General features: G+C 45.9%; 15 protein-coding genes. 6 read left to right on the top strand and 9 right to left on the bottom strand.

The features are described from left to right. Window positions 1-6: 6 nt before the first annotated feature. Window positions 7-672, bottom strand: a complete 666-nt coding sequence (locus MJ612_RS11405) for a hypothetical protein (protein ID WP_187033651.1) — start codon at window positions 670-672, stop codon at window positions 7-9. A gap of 137 nt (window positions 673-809) precedes the next feature. On the opposite strand from MJ612_RS11405, the gene MJ612_RS11400 reads away from it, so the two are divergent. Together MJ612_RS11400 and MJ612_RS11395 are read left to right on the top strand one after the other, a co-directional pair. After that, window positions 810-1493 (top strand): dienelactone hydrolase family protein, encoded by a 684-nt coding sequence (locus MJ612_RS11400; protein WP_187033650.1) that lies wholly within the window; start codon window positions 810-812, stop codon window positions 1491-1493. A gap of 10 nt (window positions 1494-1503) precedes the next feature. After that, the gene (locus MJ612_RS11395) at window positions 1504-2139 is read left to right on the top strand and encodes a phosphoribosyltransferase (RefSeq protein ID WP_250419128.1); all 636 of its coding nucleotides are present in this window, start codon (window positions 1504-1506) and stop codon (window positions 2137-2139) included. Here the strand turns inward: MJ612_RS11395 and MJ612_RS11390 are convergent, their stop codons facing one another. Beyond that, the gene (locus MJ612_RS11390) at window positions 2140-3432 is read right to left on the bottom strand and encodes an SGNH/GDSL hydrolase family protein (RefSeq protein WP_187033649.1); all 1293 of its coding nucleotides are present in this window, start codon (window positions 3430-3432) and stop codon (window positions 2140-2142) included. It abuts the gene before it with no gap. A gap of 448 nt (window positions 3433-3880) precedes the next feature. Here MJ612_RS11390 and MJ612_RS11385 point away from each other — a divergent pair, with 448 nt between their 5' ends. From MJ612_RS11385 to MJ612_RS11375, 3 genes are all read left to right on the top strand, one after another. Beyond that, window positions 3881-6109 (top strand): NADP-dependent isocitrate dehydrogenase, encoded by a 2229-nt coding sequence (locus MJ612_RS11385; protein WP_187033648.1) that lies wholly within the window; start codon window positions 3881-3883, stop codon window positions 6107-6109. 102 nt (window positions 6110-6211) lie between these two features. Next, window positions 6212-6844: a hypothetical protein gene (locus MJ612_RS11380; protein ID WP_187033647.1), complete on the top strand. Its 633-nt coding sequence runs from the start codon at window positions 6212-6214 to the stop codon at window positions 6842-6844. A gap of 99 nt (window positions 6845-6943) precedes the next feature. Continuing rightward, a complete protein-coding gene (locus tag MJ612_RS11375) occupies window positions 6944-7855 on the top strand; it encodes an NmrA family NAD(P)-binding protein (RefSeq protein ID WP_187033646.1) in 912 nt (303 codons plus the stop codon). A 229-nt stretch (window positions 7856-8084) separates the two neighbouring features. Here MJ612_RS11375 and MJ612_RS11370 read toward each other — a convergent pair whose 3' ends face one another. The 3 genes from MJ612_RS11370 to cfa form a co-directional block, all read right to left on the bottom strand. After that, entirely contained in the window at window positions 8085-11039 is a 2955-nt protein-coding gene (locus MJ612_RS11370) for a M16 family metallopeptidase (RefSeq protein WP_187033645.1), read from the bottom strand. Window positions 11040-11089: 50 nt separating this feature from the next. Continuing rightward, complete coding sequence (locus tag MJ612_RS11365) at window positions 11090-12958, bottom strand: DNA polymerase III subunit gamma/tau (protein WP_187033644.1); 1869 nt, start codon at window positions 12956-12958, stop codon at window positions 11090-11092. A 130-nt stretch (window positions 12959-13088) separates the two neighbouring features. Continuing rightward, window positions 13089-14210 carry a cyclopropane fatty acyl phospholipid synthase gene (cfa, locus tag MJ612_RS11360; protein WP_187033643.1) on the bottom strand — a complete coding sequence of 374 codons (1122 nt, stop codon included), beginning with the start codon at window positions 14208-14210 and terminating at the stop codon, window positions 13089-13091. 315 nt (window positions 14211-14525) lie between these two features. Here cfa and MJ612_RS11355 point away from each other — a divergent pair, with 315 nt between their 5' ends. Beyond that, the gene (locus MJ612_RS11355; protein WP_187033642.1) at window positions 14526-15050 is read left to right on the top strand and encodes a hypothetical protein; all 525 of its coding nucleotides are present in this window, start codon (window positions 14526-14528) and stop codon (window positions 15048-15050) included. A 93-nt stretch (window positions 15051-15143) separates the two neighbouring features. On the opposite strand, the gene MJ612_RS11350 is transcribed toward MJ612_RS11355, so the two are convergent. From MJ612_RS11350 to MJ612_RS11335, 4 genes are all read right to left on the bottom strand, one after another. Beyond that, on the bottom strand, window positions 15144-16136 hold the full coding sequence (locus MJ612_RS11350; RefSeq protein ID WP_187033641.1) for a DUF3667 domain-containing protein: 993 nt from the start codon (window positions 16134-16136) through the stop codon (window positions 15144-15146). A 236-nt stretch (window positions 16137-16372) separates the two neighbouring features. Continuing rightward, window positions 16373-18025: a catalase gene (locus tag MJ612_RS11345; RefSeq protein ID WP_187033640.1), complete on the bottom strand. Its 1653-nt coding sequence runs from the start codon at window positions 18023-18025 to the stop codon at window positions 16373-16375. A gap of 234 nt (window positions 18026-18259) precedes the next feature. After that, on the bottom strand, window positions 18260-19615 hold the full coding sequence (locus tag MJ612_RS11340) for a sensor histidine kinase (RefSeq protein WP_187033639.1): 1356 nt from the start codon (window positions 19613-19615) through the stop codon (window positions 18260-18262). Further along, the gene (locus MJ612_RS11335; RefSeq protein WP_187033744.1) at window positions 19605-20969 is read right to left on the bottom strand and encodes a sigma-54-dependent transcriptional regulator; all 1365 of its coding nucleotides are present in this window, start codon (window positions 20967-20969) and stop codon (window positions 19605-19607) included. Before MJ612_RS11335 ends, MJ612_RS11340 begins: the two co-directional genes overlap by 11 nt. Between the last annotated feature and the right edge of the window lie 79 nt (window positions 20970-21048).

Here is a 21048-nt window from a genome sequence, read left to right as displayed (position 1 = left end):
AATTACCTAAGCGCTGCACGGATAGATGAGCTTGGTAAACAGTAATTGCCACCGGCCATCTATAAATCCAAAATGAAACTCAAATGACGTGGCTGTGTGTAGTACCGATTTTTGTACAAATGGTAAAGCTGCTTTTATTCTTTTAATTTCGGCTTCTGACAGGCTGGCGTAATCCCAGTAGCCGCTTTTCTGAAATTTGGCGGACCCTGCTACAAAGCAACCATCCTTGCTATATCCCGATTTTCCGGCTTCGTAGTTCATGTTGGCGCAGTCGAAAGTAGGCCATACTTCTTCTTTCAGGTCACAGGCTTTCATTTCTTCACGCAAGGTAAAAAAGGAGCGGTCCTGGTATTCCCGTTTAAATGCAGAGATGTCTGTAACGCGCGTCATTTTAGGTAAAGCACCCGGCTGCTCTATTACCCATAAGCCATATGTTGGATAGATGTACTGATTTATAGTTGCAGTGTCTGCTGCATGCAGGGCTGCAAAGAACCTGTTGAAAGCAGCTTCGAAAGACAATGTATCTGTAGTTTGCTCGCGCACAGGTTCTTCCTGCACGGCTTCCAGTGAGTCTATACTTTGTCCTGCGGCAGCATCTTCTGCAACACGATCTTCAGATTGGCAACTGCTACATAAAATCCACAACAGGGCAAAACCAAATAATTTCTGCATAAACCGGTACATTTTTCAGGAGTACGTAAAGCTCTTGTTTTGAGATGGGAACACACTAACCCTGCACCTTACAGGTCGTACTGAATAGGGAAGTTCTGTTGAAGGTAACAGGCTGAAATACACACAAGAATAAAACTATGGAAACAAACTATACTTTTAAAGACAGTGTCCGGATAGAGCTGGATGATGTAACCTTAATAGGCGATCTGGCGGTGGTAGAAAATGCAAAAGGCCTGGTTGTGTTTTCTCATGGCAGCGGCAGCAGCAGGCTTAGCACCCGCAACCGTTTTGTGGCAGAGCACCTGCAGCGGTCTGGTTTTGCCACCTTACTTTTTGACCTGCTTACCGAAGAAGAAGACCGGGAATACGCAAACCGTTTTGATATAGCCAAACTTACCCAACGCCTGATCAATACTACCTACTGGATACAGAAAGACCCTACCGTTGGTAACCTGAACATCGGCTTTTTTGGTGCTAGTACCGGTGCTGCTTCGGCACTTGGTGCAGCAGCAGCACTCGGTGATATTGTAAAAGCAGTAGTTAGCAGAGGCGGACGTCCGGACCTGGCGGGGCCTGTGCTGGCAGATGTGCAGACTCCTACCTTACTTATAGTTGGTGGTAAAGATGATGAAGTACTGGACCTGAACCGGCAGGCGCAGGATATGATGCTGTGTATAAAAGACCTGGAAATTGTGCCTGATGCTACGCACTTATTTGAAGAGCCCGGAGCACTGGAGATGGCAGCACAACTGGCTACAGACTGGTTCCGGAAATACCTGGAGCCCGGTAAGCAACACGCGCTCCGGCAGGACCAACCTTAGCAAACTATAAATGATGGAGATGATCAGGAACCGGGAGGAAGCGGCGGAAATGCTGGCCGACCGCCTGGAGAAATACAAAGGTAAAGATGGTGTTGTGCTGGCTATACCTCGTGGTGGCGTGCCCGTGGCAGCACCCATTGCCATGCGTTTAGGAATGCCTTTAGAAGTAACACTTATAAAAAAGATCGGTCATCCTGCCAACCCGGAATATGCCATCGGTTCTGTAGGCTTGGACAGCAAGACCATAGACCCAAGTATAGAAGTGCCCCGTGAATATGTGGAGGCGGAAGCAGAACGCATTCGAGAAGGCCTGCGCCAAAAGTATAAACTATTTATGGGCGACCGAAAGCCTGCAACACTTCAAAACAAAGTTGTAATTATAGTAGATGATGGCATAGCAACCGGCAAAACCCTGGTAGCAACTATAGAACTGGTAAAGCGGCAGCACCCGGCTAAAGTAGTAGTGGCTGTTCCGGTTGCACCACCTTCTGCTGTAGAACGCATAAGCAACATGGTTGATGAAGTAGTATGCCTGCTGGAGCCACCTTTTTTTCAGGCGGTAGGGCAGTTTTATGCAGAATTTGGCCAGACCACTGATGAAGAAGTAATAGCATTATTGCACCAGCAAGACCAGCAGAGCTATTGATTATTGCTCAACTATAAATTTGCCAAGCACCTGCGACCCTGATGCCGACTTTACAATGTATAATCCTTTTCCCTGAAGCTCAGTTGTAATTATTGTTCTTTTAAAATCACCGCTTGCATTACTTTGGCCCTTTATACGCTGCACCAAAGTGCCATTGGCTCCATATACAGCCAGCTCTACTGATGTATGGGGTTGCTGCTGCAGGTGCAGGGAAATATGCTCATTGTGTGTTATTGTCGGGTAAATAGAGAGCTTATGTTTTTTAGGGGATTTGCTGATGTGTATAATGCCGGAGTAAGTGCTGCTACCATTTTTATCTACCTGTTTTAGCCTGTAGTATAGTTCACCGGATGGAGCTGTAATATCAAGGTAACTATAAGTGGATTTAGTTTGTGTGGTTCCGGCTCCTGTTACAGTAGCTATCGTAGAAAAGTGTGTAGAATCCTGGGCACGCTGAACCTCAAAGTATAGATTGTTTCTCTCTGAAGCTGTTGTCCAGGTGAGCTGTACTTTATTATGGTGTGTGTAACTGGCCTTAAAGCTTAGAAATGATACCGGCAGAGGCTTGAGCACTGTGTTTAAAGCATCAAACCAGCACTGGGCCATCGCCTCTTCGCCCTGCTCATTGGGGTGCACATCATCGTAGGTATATTGTGCGGCATCAAAATCTGTGTGCTGATCTACTAAAATAACCGGAGACGCGAGTGTGTTCAGCTCTTCGGCAAGTATGGCTATCTCGGAATTCAGGGTAATGAGTCGCTGGTTTATATTATCATGTGACAGATTTGAAGGAATAAGCTGAGCTAAAAGTATAGTTACATTTGGATTCTTCTCCCGGATCAGCTGTATTACCAGGTCTATCTCATCAATTGTGCTGACAATACTATGTCCCTGGAAAATATCGTTTGTGCCCAGGTGGATCAGGGCTATATCCGGGGTGTAGGCAGTAAGCCAGCTTTGAAGCTTGTTATTGGTATTGCCGTCCTTTCCATATAAAATTTCATCAGCACGCCAGCCCCAGTGGCCTTCGTTTCGGTTTGTAAAAGTTTTGCCCTTATATACAGTACCCTGCGCAGGAGATAGCCCACCAAAGTTTGTAGCATGAGAGCCTACAAATTCAACATCTATTCCTGCATCTACCAACTTTTTCCAAAGCGGAAACCGGTAACTCGTATGTTCATTATCGGCTTGTGTAATAGAATTGCCGAGGCACATAATGCGGTGAGTCTGCGCAAAAAGCAGCGTTGGCAGAAGCAAGAAAACAGAGAGCAGAACAGTTGTAGATAGTTTCACATGCAAGGCCGTATATAATGGATTTCTATATCAAGAAAATTTAATACATCCACCGTAAGACGTAGCTACGCAATTGATGTTATCTTTTTTAAGTATAACTACCTAAATTTTAAGTATAACTCTCCTTTTTTGCCCGCTAGCGGATTTATAAGCTACAGTACATTTACTGCAATTGCTTGTTAAAGTATACGGGATAAGGGTTAGGGGAATAGCTGTAACTAAAGTATAGTTTGTAACATTTGCAGCCAATTTAACTCTCTGGAAGTAAAGCGTATTTCCTGACTCTCCAATATCAAAAAGACTCTTATATTTGCTGACCAAACCAGACAAGGTAAAATAGATTGCCTGTAAGCTGAGTTTATACTTTACTTTAACCTTAAATACAGCATTTTTAACCTGTAGCTTTTGCTTCCATAGCGGGGTTGCAGCCTTAAACCAGATTTTTACAATGACTACAAAAGCATCGAAGATTATCTATACTATAACCGATGAGGCGCCGGCGCTGGCTACGCGTTCTTTCTTGCCCATCGTACAGGCTTTCACAAAGGCTGCCGACATTGAAGTAGAAACAAGAGATATTTCCCTGGCTGGCCGTATTATTGCAGCTTTCCCGGAGAACCTGACAGCAGAGCAGAAACAGAACGATGACCTGGCTTACCTGGGCGAGCTTGCTAAAACGCCTGAGGCTAATATCATCAAGTTACCAAACATCAGTGCATCAATCCCGCAGCTTACAGAGGCTATCAAAGAGCTTCAATCGCAGGGCTACAACATCCCGGATTACCCGGCTGACCCTAAAAACGATGCTGAGAAGGATGCAAAAGCACGCTATGCGAAAATTTTAGGTAGTGCAGTAAACCCTGTATTGCGCGAAGGTAACTCTGACCGTCGTGTGGCGGATGCCGTGAAGCAGTATGCCAAGAAGCACCCGCACTCGATGGGTAAATGGTCTTCTGACTCTAAAACGCATGTAGCGCACATGACAGGTGGCGACTTCTATGGCAGCGAGCAGTCTGTTATAGTTGATAACGCTACCGAGGTACGCATCGAGTTTGTAGGCGCGAACGGCGAGACCAAAGTGCTGAAAGACAAAATTGCTCTGAAAGCCGGCGAAGTGATGGATTCATCAGTGATGAGCAAAAATGCGCTTCGTTCGTTCCTGGAGAAGGAAATTGCGGATGCAAAAGAGCAAGGTATATTGTTGTCGCTGCACCTGAAGGCAACCATGATGAAGGTTTCTGACCCTATCATGTTTGGCCACGCGGTAACAGTTTTCTTCAAAGATACTTTTGCAAAACATGCCGCTGCTTTGAAAGAAGCTGGCGTTGACCCGAATAACGGTCTAGGCGATGTTTACGCAAAAATCCAGAACCTGCCAGCTGAGAAGCGTGCTGAAATTGAAGCTGACCTGAAAGCGGAGATGGCGCAGCGCCCTGAACTGGCGATGGTGAACTCTGACAAAGGCATTACCAACCTGCACGTACCAAGCGACGTGATCATTGATGCCTCTATGCCGGCGGCTATCCGTTCGTCTGGCCAGATGTGGGGACCGGATGGCAAACTGCATGATACGAAGGCGATCATTCCGGATCGTTCTTATGCAGGCATCTACCAGGAAGTCATCAAATTCAACAAAGAGAACGGCGCTTTCGACCCGACTACGATGGGTACAGTTCCGAACATCGGTTTGATGGCGCAGAAGGCAGAAGAGTATGGCTCGCATGACAAGACTTTCCAGATGGAAGCTGCTGGCACTGTGCGTGTAGTTGATGCGAACGGCAACACGTTGATGGAACAGAAAGTTGAGGAAGGCGATATCTTCAGAGCTTGCCAGACCAAAGACCTTCCTATCCAGGACTGGGTAAAACTGGCTGTTACAAGAGCTAGAATTACCAACACACCAGCTATTTTCTGGCTTGATCCGCAGCGTGCACACGATGCTAACCTGATCAAGAAAGTAGAGAAGTACCTGCAGGACCACGACACCAACGGTCTTGAGATCAAGATCATGTCTCCGGTGGAGGCTATCCGTTATACTTGCGAGCGTGCCAAAGCTGGTAAAGATACTATCTCGGTAACCGGTAACGTGCTACGCGATTACCTGACTGACTTATTCCCGATCCTGGAGCTGGGTACAAGTGCTAAAATGCTTTCGATCGTTCCGTTGCTGGATGGCGGTGGATTGTTCGAAACAGGTGCCGGTGGATCTGCACCGAAGCACGTAGAGCAGTTTATCGAAGAAAACTACCTGCGTTGGGATTCGCTTGGTGAGTTCCTGGCACTGGCTGTATCGCTGGAAGACCTTGCTTACAAGACCAAGAACGAGAAGGCTGAAGTATTGGCAGAAGCACTGAACAAAGCCAACGCTGAGTTCCTGGAGAAGGATAAGTCGCCGGCCCGTAAAGTTGGTGGTATCGATAACCGTGGCAGCCACTTCTACCTGGCGATGTACTGGGCACAGGCACTTGCCGAGCAAACCAAGAACCAGGAGCTGAAAGACCGCTTCACTGGCTTAGCAAAAGAGCTTACCGATAACGAGCAGAAGATCGTGGATGAGCAGATTGCAGCACAAGGCAAGCCAGTTGACATCGGCGGTTACTACCACCCGAACGAAGAGAAAACCAGCAAAGCCATGCGCCCAAGCGAAACGCTGAACGCTGCTTTAGCTAACTTCTAATCTGAAGTATAAAGTATAAAAAAGGCTGCCTGAGAGATCGGGCAGCCTTTTTTGTTTATATCATATTTTATATATTCACTAATATTTAATATCGTTTTTTGTATGATGAAACTTTACTTCATTGTAGCCCTTACTTTGTATCCAATATTATGCTTAGGACAAGTAAGAACATCGAGTTTAACTTTAGACCAGTTAAAATCATTATCTAATAAAGATGTTACAGATATAAATAGTTTTCTAATGGATAAGGGCTGGGAGTTTGAAAAAGCTCTGAAAGAAGATGAGGAAACAGCTCCTGGAATTGCTGGATGGTTTGGTGCAAGAGTATTTTGGTCATTCAGACCAAATAAGTATCAATCAGGGGTAGAAGCGCTTTTACAAATAGAGTATGATGAATCACCTAATTTAAATTATGATTCAGGTACAAATCGAAAACATTTTAATTATAGAGTTGAGTATCGCTGCAATGCTAAAGTGTTTATGGATTTGAAAAAAGAAGTAGCTGCAGCAGGAATGAAGAAGTACAGCTCACGTATCTCTGAATATAATAATTCGATAACTGAAGATTATGTTGAAGGTGATACTAAACTTTCTGTTGATTTTGATAAGAAGCAAGAAGATGAGATTAAACGTTGTGCTTTTAGATTCAGAGTAACAAAAGATGATAATGGACAGAACTTATATACTATCATTAGTTATGATTTAGGCCGCTATTTAAGTACTGGCGGATTCTAATTCTCGATATTACGCAAGTTGCTCTTATGCTTAGCATGCTGCTTAATCCGTAACCTTTCCATTAAAAGCTTGTTACAAACCAAAGGTAACTAAGCAACTATGGAAATTAGCAACACTTTACATACTTCAACTATAGTTCTGGCAGGTGCCACAGGAAATTTAGGTGGGCGTATTGCCAGGTCGCTACTTGAGAAAGGAGCTACTGTGCGAGTGTTGGTTAGGGCAGACAGTAATGCAAATAAAGTGGATGCGTTGCGGAAATCAGGGGCTACTATCTGTGAAGTAGATTTCCATAATGCTGCTGAATTAATGAAAGCCTGCGAAGGAGCTACCTGTGTGGTGTCGGCTTTGTCAGGGCTGCACTATGTTATGGTTGGTATACAGACGTTGTTGCTAGATGCTGCTGTGGCTGCCGGAGTACCACGTTTTATACCTTCCGACTTTGCCATTGATTTCACGAAGCTACCCTACGGCAACAACCGCAACCTGGACTTCAGGAAAGAATTTAAAGAACGTTTAGAAAAAGCTCCTATAGCTGCGACTTCTGTTTTATGCGGCATGTTCTCTGATCTGCTTACCGGGCAAGCGCCTATAATTCTCTTCCCAATCAAACGAGTCATGTACTATGGCAACCCGGATCAGCTTATGGACTTTACCACCATACAAAATACAGCCGATTATACCGCTGCCGCAGCGCTTGACCCAAACACACCACGTTACCTATGCATTGCCGGCGATGTACTAACTGTCCATGGATTATGTGAAGCGGCGGGTAAAGCGACAGGAGAAGAATTTAAGCTGCTCCGGATTGGTGGCTTAGGTTTGTTAAACACCATCATTAAGATAACAAAAACAGTTATACCTGGCTCAAATGAAGCCTATCCTGCATGGCAGGGTATGCAGTATATGCGCGATATGTTCAGAGGTATGGCAAAACTGGAGTCTTTAGATAACAACCGCTATCCTGAAATAAGATGGACAAGGGTAGCCGAAGTGCTGGCGAATCGGTAAACTTTCATTTTATTTAAATTATCCACTTGAGGTGATTATAGGGGTGTAACTCTCGAAGTTAAAGTACCTGTAGTTAATTAATTCGCAATTCTCCCTGCAACGGTAAACACCCCTCCAACTCCCCTCAAGGGGAGAACTCCTCCGCAAAAACTAAACTTCATGTAAACAAAAGCGGCAGCCATACTTTGGCTGCCGCTTTTATACTTGTCTAACGTCTAATATCAAACTGTTAATATCCAAACAGCTCTTTCAGTGTCAGTTGCTTCACTTTTCCATACTTCTGCAGTTCTTTAAAGTTCAGCTTGTCTTTAGAGCCAATCACAAGTATAGTTTGCGGCTGAGCCTTTACATACTTCTGCTGGAACTCCTTCAACTGGTCAAAGGTCATGGTGTTGGCGCTTTGATACACGTCCTGGCGGATGTCGTAAGTTAGGCCCAACTTCTTGGCTCGTTCATAACTGAACAGGATGTCGGATTTTGTGATACGTTCTGTTGAGATGCTGTTACGCAATGCTGCCTGTGCGTTCTGGAAGTTAGCATCTGCTAAAGGCATATCTGTTAACAGGGCCTGCATACCCGCCATAGCTTCTGATAATTTATCAGCCTGCGCCCCGATGTACGACACCAGGTAGTTTGCACGGTCTTTTTTAGAAGCAGTACCATAGTTGGAGTAAGTAGAGTAGGCAAGAGCCTTCGACTCACGCAGGTCCTGGAACACGATGCCACCCATATACTCGTTATACAGGCGCACTACAGGTATAATATCCTTGTTGTAAGGCACCGATTTGCTCACAAACATCATCTCGGCCTGCACCATGTTATAGTCAGCCCAGTAAACTGTTGGTTGTGTAAAGTCTATCTCCTTGTATACTTTCTCGGCAGGTACCGGCTTAAGTGTAGCAGGCACATTGTGGCCGGAGTTAAGGGCAGCGGTTAGCTTATCCGTTTCACGTGGGCCGTAGTACAGTACGCGGTGCTCATAGGTCGGAATGCTCTTGATGATGCTTACCAGTTCCTGCGGCTTGACGGCCTTCAGTTGTTTCTCGCTAAGCACGGTGTTGAACGGATTCTTTGGGCCATACTTGGCGTAGTTCATCATGGCCTGCTGCAGAATAACGCCTTTGTTTTTCTTGGCATCTTCACGGGCTTTCAGCATACCGGCCACCATATCATTCAGGGCCTGCTGGTCTGGCTTGGCATTAGCTAACACACTTTCAAACAGGTTCAGACCTTTCTCAAAATTCTCATCCAAGCCGGTTAAGCTTACATACACCTGGTCTCCGGAAGAGAACACATCAAAGGAAGTACCCAGCTTGTAAAACTCCTTCTGAAGCTCTTCTGCTGTATACTTGTCGGTTCCCAGGTATTTCAGGTAGTTAACAGCCATACCCAGTTTAGGGTCGTTGTTGGTGCCCATATCCAGGATGTAGTATAGCTGAAACAGGCCGTTTTCCTTGTTTTTGGTGTAAAGAAGCGGGATGTTCTGCTTTAACTTAGACTCTGTGATATCTTTTTTATAGTCTACAAAAACCGGCTGCAGCGGCTGCACTTCCTTCGCCATAAAAGCTTTATAGTACTCCGACTGTGCATCGCGGTTAACGGCTACCGGCGTAATAGCAGGCTTCTCTACTTTCTGGGCGTTAGGGTCTTTGCCGGTCTTTTTATAAACCAGCACATAGTTATTGTTATTGAAGTACTTGTTGGCTACATCCATCACATCCTGCTTCGTGATTTTTGCATACTCAGCAGGGCGGCTCACAAATCTTTCCCACGGCATTTCATAAATAAACGAAGTAACAAAGGCATCGGCGCGGTTGCTGTTGTCTTCGTAGGCCTTCATGGTGTTTATCTTGTCGTTATTTACCACAGCCTGTATCAGCGACTCATCAAACTGACCTTTCTTGATCAGTTCCAGCTGCTGCAGCAACAGGTCACGTACCTGGTCTAAGGTCTGGCCCTGACGCGGCATGCCTGTCATCCGGAACATACCGTAATCTTTCATCGGGGTGTCGTAAGCATACGCCTGCAGCACTTTCTGTTGCTGGTTCAGGTTCAGGTCTACTAAACCGGCCTGGCCGTTATAAAGCAGATTGCTGATCATCTGTATCACCAGCGCATCTTTAGAATTGATGTCCGGTGTACGGAAAGCAATGGATACATTCTCAGCATCCGGGCCTAAAATTTCCTTTACGATTGGCTTCTGGATTGGCTTTTCCTGGGCTACTTCAAAAGTTGGCTCCGGCTGCTTCTCCAGCGTTCCCCAGTACTTGTCTATCAGGCGGATAGTCTGGTCGAAATCAATGTCGCCGCTCATGGTAATGGCCATGTTATTCGGTACGTAGTACTTGTTATAGTACTTCTTGATCTCGGTGATGGACGGGTTTTTCAGGTGCTCTATAGTTCCTATAGTGCTCTGCGAGCCATACTGGTGTGTCGGGAAAAGGGCAGCGCTGATCGCTTCCTGTACTTTCCAGCCGTCGTTATCCAGGGTGCGGTTTTTCTCTTCGTACACTGCCTCCAGCTCGGTATGGAAAATACGCGGCACCATGTCAGCAAAACGATCAGCTTCCAGCTCTATCCAGCGCTCCAACTGGTTGCTCGGAATATCGTTTACATACACAGTCTGGTCTACCCAGGTATAGGCGTTCGTTCCTTTTGCACCAATAGCACCCAGAATTTTATCGTACTCGTTGGCAATGGCATAGGTAGCCGCTACTCCCGAAACAGAGTCGATCTGGTGGTAGATTTTTTTGCGGGCTGCTTCGTCTTTCGTCGCTCTGTACTTTTCGTATAGCGCTTCAATTTTATCAAGCTCTACTTTCTCTTTCTCCCAGTTCTGGGTACCAAGTTCAGAGGTGCCTTTAAACACCATGTGCTCCAGGTAGTGAGCAAGTCCGGTAGCATCTGCAGGGTCGTTTTTAGAGCCGGCTCGCACTGCAATGTAAGTCTGTATGCGTGGCGCTTCTTCGTAGTCTGTCAAATATACTTTCAGGCCGTTATCCAAGGTATAGATGCGGGCGTTCAGCGGGTCATTTGGCGCTGTTTCGTAAGTATATTCTTTTTCGGTCTTAGCCGCAGAAGTGGCCTCGGTTGTTGCCTGTGTCTGGCTGATCTCGTTCTTACATTGAGTAAATGTAAGGCCAAGGCCCACCAGGAAAAGCGATACTCCTTTTCTTGTGGTCATAGTTTGTGTTAATGTGAGGTTCTAACTATAAAAGTATAGCCTTGCGAGGCTTAAAAGTCGGTATCCAACCCGAAACGCTGCTTCATGTCAACTATAACGGGGTACTTTTCGGCCAGGTAATTAAACTTGTCCTGAGACGTATACAGGCGCTTCTCATCCTGTACTTCCACCACTTCCGCCTTCAGGTTTATACTTCGGTTACCCAGCTGTTGTCTTAGCTCAGCAAGTATAGCCGGTCGCAACGCCGAGAACTGATCCATCATCACGTGGTTATCCAGGTGCATGGTTATCTCGTTCTGGTCGTTTACGTGATACTGGCGGTTCAGGAGTGTATACTCCATCATATTCTCTTCCTTCTTGCGGCGAAGTATAGCATGCCAGGCTGTTTTCAGTTTAGCCTGATCTACAGGTATAAATGCACCATAACTTACTTCCTCGGCTTCTTCGGCAGCGGTTGTTATAGTTGTGGTAGCCTGTGCCTGTTGCTGTATATCCTTCAAGCTCGGGATCTTGCTCAGCTTTTTGGGTGGTGGCATACCCGGGCGCGACCTGTCTGGCTCCGGTGCAGGTGCAGCCGCTGCTTTAGGCGGAGCCAGGTGAGCATCAGGAGTTACCTGTTGCGGTTTTGGTGGCTGCTGCAATTCTGCTGATGGTATACTTCCTGCCGGAACTGGCTGTTGCAGGCCTGCAGAAGGTATAGCTGCGGCTGCCGGCTGTACTGGCATAAGCGCAGTGGTGGCACCAATAACTGATGCGGTAGAGGCGGGTGCCGGCGCTGCTACCTTAGCTTTTTTTGGTTCTGCTCCTTCCTGTGCAAAGCTGAACGCTGCATTCAGGTGGGCCATCTTCATCAGGCATAGCTCCACGTGCAGGCGCTGGTTTTTGCTGCTCTTGTAATGCATGTCGCAGGTGCTCACCAGGTTCAGCCCCGATAACAGGAATGAAACCGAAGACTTGGTAGATTGCTCCGCATACTTGGCCTTGATGTTATCTGAAACTTCCAGCAGCTGCACCGTTGCCTGGTCTTTACAAACCAACAGGCTACGGAAGTGCTCGCCTATACCTACCAGGAAATTATGCGCATCAAAACCATTCTTCAGGATCTCATCAAACAACAACAATGCCCCCGATAAATTCTGGTTCAGCAGGTCATCCGTTAACCTGAAGTAGTAGTCATAATCCAGGATGTGCAGGTTCTCGACAGTGGCTTTGTAGGTTACATTGCTGCCTGAGAAGGTTACCATCTGGTCGAAAATAGACAGGGCGTCGCGCAAGGCTCCGTCTGCTTTCTGCGAGATCAGGTGCAGCGCATCCGGCTCGGCCTGTATGCTTTCTTTCTGGGCTATACTTCCCAAATGGCGTACCATATCATCAATCCTGATCCGGTTAAAATCAAAGATCTGGCAACGCGAAAGTATAGTCGGGATGATCTTGTGGCGCTCGGTAGTAGCCAATATAAAAATGGCATAAGAAGGCGGCTCTTCCAAGGTCTTCAGGAATGCGTTGAAGGCCTGGTTCGAGAGCATGTGCACCTCATCTATAATATAGATCTTATACTTGCCGGTTTGGGGCGCATAACGCACCTGCTCCACCAGGTTACGGATATCCTCTACGGAGTTGTTAGAGGCCGCATCGAGCTCATGTATATTGAACGAGCTGTTGCTGTTAAAGCTGCGGCACGATTCGCACTCGTTACAGGCTTCGGTTTCCGGGGTAATGTTCTGGCAGTTAATGGTCTTTGCCAGGATGCGGGCACAGGTAGTTTTACCTACCCCACGCGGACCACAGAAAAGGAATGCCTGCGCCAAATGATGGCTACTGATGGCGTTTTTAAGGGTATTGGTTATATGGTGCTGCCCCACCACGCTGTCGAACGTGCTCGGGCGGTACTTACGCGCTGATACTACGAAATTTTCCATTACTACAAAGATAATCAATCTGAAGCTGAGATGGGAGTGCTTTTTATCCAACAGTTTTCCATAGAGTTATCCACGGGTTCAGCCTCTGTTAAGATAACAAAGTATAGACTGAAATAATTGAAACCTGTACTTACCGTACCGCCTCATACCCGCCCACAATGCCTTTTTTAGAGAGTACGAGTTGCCATAGCTGGTTATGCCTCGCCCTGAACGAGCCGGCGCTGGATAACAGGTAATATTTCCACATGCGGTAAAAACGCTCTCCATACTCGCCCTGCAATTGAGGCCAGTTGCTGTCGAAATTATGGAACCAGGCCATTAAAGTTGGGTCGTAATAGGGGCCGAAGTTGTGCCAGTCTTCTACCATAAAAATATGCTCCATAGCCCCACCCAGTTGTTTAATAGAAGGTATCAGGCAGTTCGGGAAAATGTAGGTATCTGTAAACGGATCAGCGGAGGTTCTTGAATAGTTGTGGCCAATGGTGTGCAACAGGAAAAGGCCGTTGTCTTTCAGGCATCGGGCTGCTACTTGCATAAACGTTCTGTGGTTACGGTAACCCACATGCTCAAACATTCCCACCGACACAATATAATCGAACGGTTCTTTTATTTCCCGGTAGTCCTGCAGTCTGATTTCTATGGGCAAGCCTTTGCACATCTCACTGCCCAGTGCAGCCTGCTCTTCTGATACGGTTATGCCAACTACTTCTGCGCCATATTTTTCGGCAGCATACTTTGCAAAGCTTCCCCAGCCACAGCCAATATCCAGCACGCGTTGGCCCGGCTGTAAGTATAGTTTCCGGCAGATAAGGTCGAGTTTGTTTTCCTGGGCCTGGTCCAGGTTATAAGCGTTTTTCCAGTAGCCGCAACTATAGGTCATGCGCTTGTCGAGCATTAGCTGGTATAGTTTGTTGCCGATGTCGTAGTGGCGCTGCGCGTTACGGGCGGCTTTGCCCTTGGCCTGCATGTTCAGCATCTTAGCCAGTAATAGCTGCAATACCGATCGCCAACCTAATTTTGCCGTTTTATATAGATCTGCCTTCAGCACCTTAAACACAAACTGGTCTATACTTTCACAATCCCACCAGCCATCCATGTAAGCTTCGCCCAGTCCCAAGGTTCCATCGGTAAGTATGCGTTTATAAAACCGTTCGTCGTGCACCTGCAAGTCCCAGGCATCCGGGCCGTTTATCTTAACACCTGCCGTGGCTAAGATAGCTGCTACCTGCTGCTGTATAGTTAGAACGCTCATGATAATTTTAAAAGCTTGTTTCTGTAATAGTTATGTGCTTGCAATTATGAACGCAGGTAGCAATGTATAGTTGAAGATTGTAATTGTGGCCTCGGATTTTAATAGTCTAAATGCTTTACCCTAGCTTCGTCAGAAGCTGATTTGTAGCTTTCATAAGAAAAATTTGAGGGGAATAAAAATAGATTTGATTTGAATAAATTAATATATAGATGTTAAATTGCTGTTTCTATACTGCTTTAAATTTTGCTTGTACTACTACAGAAGAATAGGCATGGAAAAAGCTTTGATTATATTATCTGCTGTTTGTCCCAGGTCATGAAAACTCTTAAGCTGTTAGCCACATCCGTTGTACTTACTATTTCGTTAACTCCGGCCTTTGGGCAAACTACCTATAAAGGTTTGCCGCTTCTTATGGCAAATTCCAGTACAGTGAATGTGCGTGTTGGGAAAGTGCTTGTGAATGGCTTCTGGAATATTAAACCGGAATATGACCTAAACTCTTTGCACATACAGGTGGCAGGGCAGAAGGAGAAAGTTATATTTTATACCGATGTTGATTCGGCTGTGTATGAGATAAGCCCGGCTAAAACGGAGCAGTTTTATGTATTGCTGAACAGGAAGCATTATGTACTGACAGAAGTAAAAGGCTTTAAACGACCAGTTGTACAAAATACCCAGAGCAAGAAAAAACTATTAGATATAGAGAAGCCGCGCAGTAAAGTTTTTGGCACGCTCTGGGAAAAACACCATGTAGGTGATGTAGTGAATGATATCAATAACTATGCTGACAAGGCCTCTGACAGCGTAAACTGGGTTAGGGGGAAGCTATTCGGTAATTAGTACTACAGCAGCCTAACCCTAGCAACAGTATAGTTAGGCTGCTGGTATGTTTTGTACAGATTTATACTTTCTGAGCTTGTTAACAGCAAACTCTTACATAGTATATAGGGTAGCTAAAACCACAATAGAGCCACTGAGCAACATCAGGCAACCATAAGCAAAAGCCAGCATAAAGAATTTATATACTGTGAGCCATCTTGAACTCCTGTATATGTTCCGCATCGATCTGTAGATGTACCATAGCATTATAATAAACCCGATAAACATTATCCAGCCTGAAATAAAAGGCAGTATCCATTGTAGGATTATCAGTATAGATCCGAACAGAAAGAGGAACGAGTGTACGTGTATAGAATAGATCAAGTGCTCAGCATAATACTTTTTTGATCTGATATGTACCAGCTTTAGGATAAGCGCAAACAACGGCAGCAGGATGAACATTATTTTCGGAAAATGACTTACCAGCTTGTTCAGGAAAAGCTGACCACTCAGGTCATCATCCATTACCTTCTTTAGTTTATCCTTTAACGATTGTGGTAGTGAATCTTCATCGACCAGAGAAAGTGTGGTGCCTTTTTTATCTGCCGTATCTGGTTCTGTTGCTGTAGGGGCGGTGTAAACAATAGCATCGTTGCGGGTACTGGCGCTGTCAGATACGGCTTTGGCATTGTTCAGAATAGTATATGTGTCAGCTCCCGATTGTTTATCTGCTGCAGTGTTCACTGCCGTATTTTCTTGTGTAGCATTCTCTTCCAAAATGTCTTTTTTATTGCTGTTAGAGTTAGCCGTAAAAAGAAAAAAGAACAAGATGCTGATAGAAATGTACATGCTTATCGGGTTGAGGTGCGAAGCGCGTTTGCCTGCAAAATACTCTTTGGTTAAGTAACCCGGCTTTGTGAAAAGCGGCACAATGCTGTTAAAAAACTTCGACTCGAAATGGAAATAATGGCCTACACTGTGCAATACCAGGTGCAGAAAATCTTCATGCAGTTCCAGGTTCTCCTGACCGCAGCTAGGGCAAAATTTATCAGAAACAGTTGTGCTGCAGTTCAGGCAGCTATTATCAGAGCGATAATGTTTTTTCATAAAGATTTAAGCCTAATAATGCTCTAAAATTAACAAACCTATCTTTATTTGTTTTTATTTCTGAATAAATATTTAGATTAAACTATATGTCTTAAACAAGTATTTGTGCAGCTCAAGGAAAGTATAACAAAAAAACAGCTGCGCTAGAAGAAGAAATTATTCTGAAAGAAAAACCGTGATCAGTTCCAGTATGGGCTGATCACGGTTTTAGTTTAAACTTTATATTGAAGTATACCTTAATAAGGCTTGGCAGAATGAGAGTCGCTTTGCGCCTGCTGCACACCTTCCTCACCGGTTATGTTACCTAATGGTCCATCAGTGCCTTCCAGCATATCGTGCTTCATCATTTTCAGGAGCTCTTTGGTTGCTCTGTCTATACTTTCTCTTACACGGCGACCATAATCTTCATCAGCCTGCGTAAAGTATTCCAGCATCTTATCCTGAATGCGTTTATCACACTTAGCCAGGTCGTTGCCGAGGTTATTTATCAGCTCATCGCGTTCCCAGTCTTCGAAGTTGCGGTAGGTTTCACCGGCCTGGCCAAAATTGTTTTGACGGTCAATCTTCTGGCGCACTAGGTTCGCTTCGTAGCGTGGCGTGTAGTCTTTACCTGGTTTTGGGGCTTCTTCTAAACCACCAAGTATAGATGGCTCATAATTTACGTGGATGTTCTGGCCTTCTGCAAAATCGGTATCAAAAGCCATTTGTCCGCCGCGCTGGTTGGTTGCTACGTGTGTTTTTGGGGCATTTATCGGTAACTGCAGGTAATTAGCCCCTACGCGGTAACGCTGGGTATCGGAGTAAGAGAAAGTACGGCCCTGCAACATTTTGTCGTCAGAGAAATCAAGGCCATCTACGAGCACACCTGTACCGAAGGCAGAAAGCTCTACCTCGTTAAAGTAATCTACAGGGTTACGGTTCAGGGTCATTTTACCTACCGGGTGCCATGGGAATTGCTCTTTTGGCCATAGCTTGGTGTCATCCAGCGGGTCAAAATCCAGTTCCGGGTGATCGTCGTCGCTCATGATCTGCACATTCAGTTCCCACTCCGGAAAATCGCCACGCTCAATGGCTTCATAAAGGTCCTGGGTGGCGTGGTTAAAGTTTTTGCCTTGTATTTCCTGGGCTTCTTTCTGCGTCAGGTTGCGGATGCCCTGCTTCATCGGCTCCCAGTGGTATTTTACCAGCACAGCCTCGCCATCCGCATTTACCCATTTATAAGTATTTACGCCTGATCCCTGCATCTGGCGATAGGTAGCCGGAATGCCCCAAGGCGAATAAAGGAACGTGATCATATGAGTAGCCTCAGGTGTACCCGAGAAGAAATCGAAAATACGTTCGGCGCTTTGGATGTTGGTCACCGGGTCCGGTTTCTGCGAGTGGATCAGGTCCGGAAATTTCATGGCATCGCGGATAAAGAAGATCTTCAGGTTATTGCCTACCAAATCCCAGTTGCCATCTTCAGTATAGAACTTAACAGCAAATCCACGCGGATCGCGGAGTGTTTCGGGTGAGTGCGTGCCATGGCCTACTGTAGAGAAGCGTACAAAAACAGGCGTTTCCTTACCTTTTTTAAAAACCTTGGCGCGGGTAAATTTCTCTACAGGATCGTTGCCAATCGTGCCGTAAGCCTGGAAAACACCGTGTGCTCCGGCACCACGGGCATGTACTACGCGCTCCGGAACGCGCTCCCGGTCGAAGTGAGATATTTTTTCTATGAAGTGGTAGTTCTCCATAGTGGCAGGTCCGCGGTTACCCACTGTTCTGATGTTTTGGTTATCGGTAACGGGGTGGCCCTGACGGGTAGTAAGTGTTTTTCCTTTTTCTTGGCCATTGCCTTTCTGGCCGTTGCCTGAGCTGGCAGTACGGTACTTTTTGTTTTCGTTCATATCGCGATACCTGTTGATGATGAAATAGTTAACTTAACAGGTATACTTTATGTATGGCTCTTATGTTTATAGATTTTATCTATAATTGACTTTGAAAAATCTATTAAAAGCTAAATTAGTTTAAATTAATATTGGATTTTTGGTGGCTTAAGGTCGGATAGGATTACAAGTGTTAAACCTTTCCTGAAGAAAATAAAGACGCGGGAAATCTGTGCTGAAGCGGGGAGTAAGCGTTTAGAATTCTAATTTAAAGATACTGCCAATCCCTTCTTCGCTTTCTACCTGAATAGTGCCTTTGTGCAGGTGCATAATGTGTTTTGACAAGCTTAAGCCAATGCCAGAGCCTTCTTTATGAGACGTAAAGAAAGGTATAAAAATATTTTCAAGCAGTTCTTCGGGTATGCCGGTGCCGTTATCGTGTACCTCAATCGTTACCTTGCTGTCCTGCTGTTTGGCTACAAGTATAATTTGTGGAGATGGCCGATTGCGTACTGCCCGTTGTGCATTGGTAATCAGATTGATGAGCACCTGCTCCAGCAGGTTCACGTCGCCGGGTATAGTTATAGCTGGGGATGATACTTTGCAGATAAACTCAATGCCTTCCTCTTCCATGCGCGGGCGCATCAGGGTATCTATACTTCCGATAAGCTCCTGCACGTAAATGGTGGTGAGGTTAAGGTGCTGTTGCTTGTTTAGGTTTCGGTAAAACTGCGTGAAACGTAACAGTCCTTCGCTGCGCTTTTTAATGATGCTGATGCCTTCTTCCGTGTCTTCTAAAAGCTCCACATCTACAGGCGTATCCGGCTCCAAAGTATAGCGATTGCGTTCTGAGTGTAAATGTTTACCCAAGGTATCAGCCAGCGACGCAATGGGAGCAACAGAGTTCATGATTTCGTGCGTCATGACGCGGAGCAGTTTTTGCCAAGCTTCAGTTTCGGTGGCATCTACGGTGGCGCTGACGTTTTTCAGAACTATAAGTAACAGGTTGCGGTGCTGCAGAGTAAAAGCCGTTGCCGAAATCAATAACTGCGACTGCCCGGTTGGTAACTTCAGTTTTACCAGTTCACTATCCCCGGACTTTATACTTTTCAGATGCGTGTACAGGGCAGGGTAGCGGCTCTCAAGGGAGTTTATACTTTTCAGGTAAGGTACACCTAGTATCTTTTTGAAGGCATCATTTACCCATTCCACTTCGCCGGTTTCCGCATCTACTGCTATAATACCGGTATCAACCAACTGAAGTATAGTTTGCATGTACTGGAACTGCGCTTCGCGCTCTATGTGCAGCTGTTTAAACGTATTGTTGATCAGGTTAAAAGCTTTGTGCAGCTCCTGCAGAGAGGTGTTAGAATGTTCGTTGAAGCGCTGCGAAAAGTCGCGTTGTTTTGCGGCCTCCAGGAACCTGGCCAACTCGTTATTGCTGCGGGTTACATACCGTGCCATCTCCCAGACCTGTGCCAGCATCACCAGTATACCCGATGTTACCTGCAGCCAGGTAAACTGTGTCAGGTAAGCCAGCGTGACGTACATCATGCCCAGCAAAAGTATAAACCGGACAAACAGCCCGAGCTCCAGTCGTTTAAATATCATATTTGTTCAGGCGGCGGTAAAGGGCAGTGCGGGTAAGGCCGAGTTCTTTGGCAGCTTTTGAGATGTTGCCTTTGTTCTTCTCGATTACGCGGCGTATGGTCTCACGCTCAATTTCACTTAAAGGCATGCTTGCATCGGCAGCAAAAGCAGGTATAGCCTGTGTGGCAGGGGCAAGCTCCATGGCCGAGAAACTGAAATCCTGGGGTTGTAGTACGTTGCCTTCAGCCAATATAATGGCCCGCTCTACGGCATGTTGTAGTTCACGCACGTTGCCCGGCCAGCTATGTTGCCTTAATTTTTGCAAAGTAGCAGGTGCAAATTCAGGTACAGGCTTATGATTTTTTTCGGCGTATACTTTTGCAAAATGACGGGCCAGCAGTTCTACATCATTGCCACGGCCACGCAAAGGCGGTAGTGTAATTTCTACGGTATTGATGCGGTATATCAGGTCTTTACGGAACAGGTTCTTAGCGGCCAGTTCGTAAATTGGTTCGTTGGTAGCGGATATTAACCGGATATCTACAGGCACAGGCGTGTTGGAGCCCAGCGGCGTTACCTGCCGGTTTTGCAGAACAGTAAGCAGTTTGGCCTGCATAGCCGGGGAGATGTTGCCGATCTCATCTAAAAACAAAGTGCCGCCATTTGCAGCTTCGAAACGCCCTTTTCTGTCTTCTTTGGCATCAGTAAACGCACCTTTCTTAAACCCAAAAAGCTCACTCTCAAACAAGGTATCTGTCAGGGCAGCCACGTCCACACTTACAAAAGGCTTACCGGCTCTGAAAGATTTTTCGTGCAATGCACGGGCTACCAACTCTTTTCCCGTTCCGTTTTCGCCAAGTATAAGCACGTTGGCTTCGGTAGGCGCAATTTTCTCTATTTTATAAAGTATATCCTGTATCGCTTCCGATTCGCCAAGTATGGTAGTGTGCTGCTGTATAGCTGCTTTGCCTGACTTTTTGCCGCTTTTAGCCTGCAGGGCGTTGTGCAGCGTTTCCAGCAGTTTGTCGTTGTGCCAGGGCTTTACTATAAAGTCGTAAGCGCCTTGCTTCAGCGACCGTACAGCCAACTCTACATCGCCGTAGGCCGTGATCAATATAACCGTGGCGTCCTTGTCTTTGTCCAGGATCTGCCGCAGCCAGTACAGGCCTTCGTTGCCGGTGTTCAGAGCACTCTTAAAGTTCATGTCCAGTAAAATGACATCAAACTTTTCTTTTGCCAGCAAGCTCAGCAGGTTATCCGGGTTCTTCTCAGTAATAACTTCCTTTACCTCGGTCTTCAGCAGCATTTTCAGCGCAAAAAGTACGTCGGTTTCGTCGTCAACTATTAATACTCTGCCTGTTTTTCCTGTGGCCATAGTGCAAGCAATTCTGGTTCTGATACCGAATTTAAATAATTTATCCGGAGTTTTATACTTCTCTAGTTTATAGCCTGCA

Origin of the sequence: Pontibacter deserti, from assembly GCF_023630255.1 — a bacterium.
Classification (GTDB): Bacteria; Bacteroidota; Bacteroidia; order Cytophagales; family Hymenobacteraceae; genus Pontibacter; species Pontibacter deserti.
The sequence above is the reverse complement of the archived record's forward strand: the minus strand, read 5'-3'. Positions and strand labels throughout refer to the sequence as shown.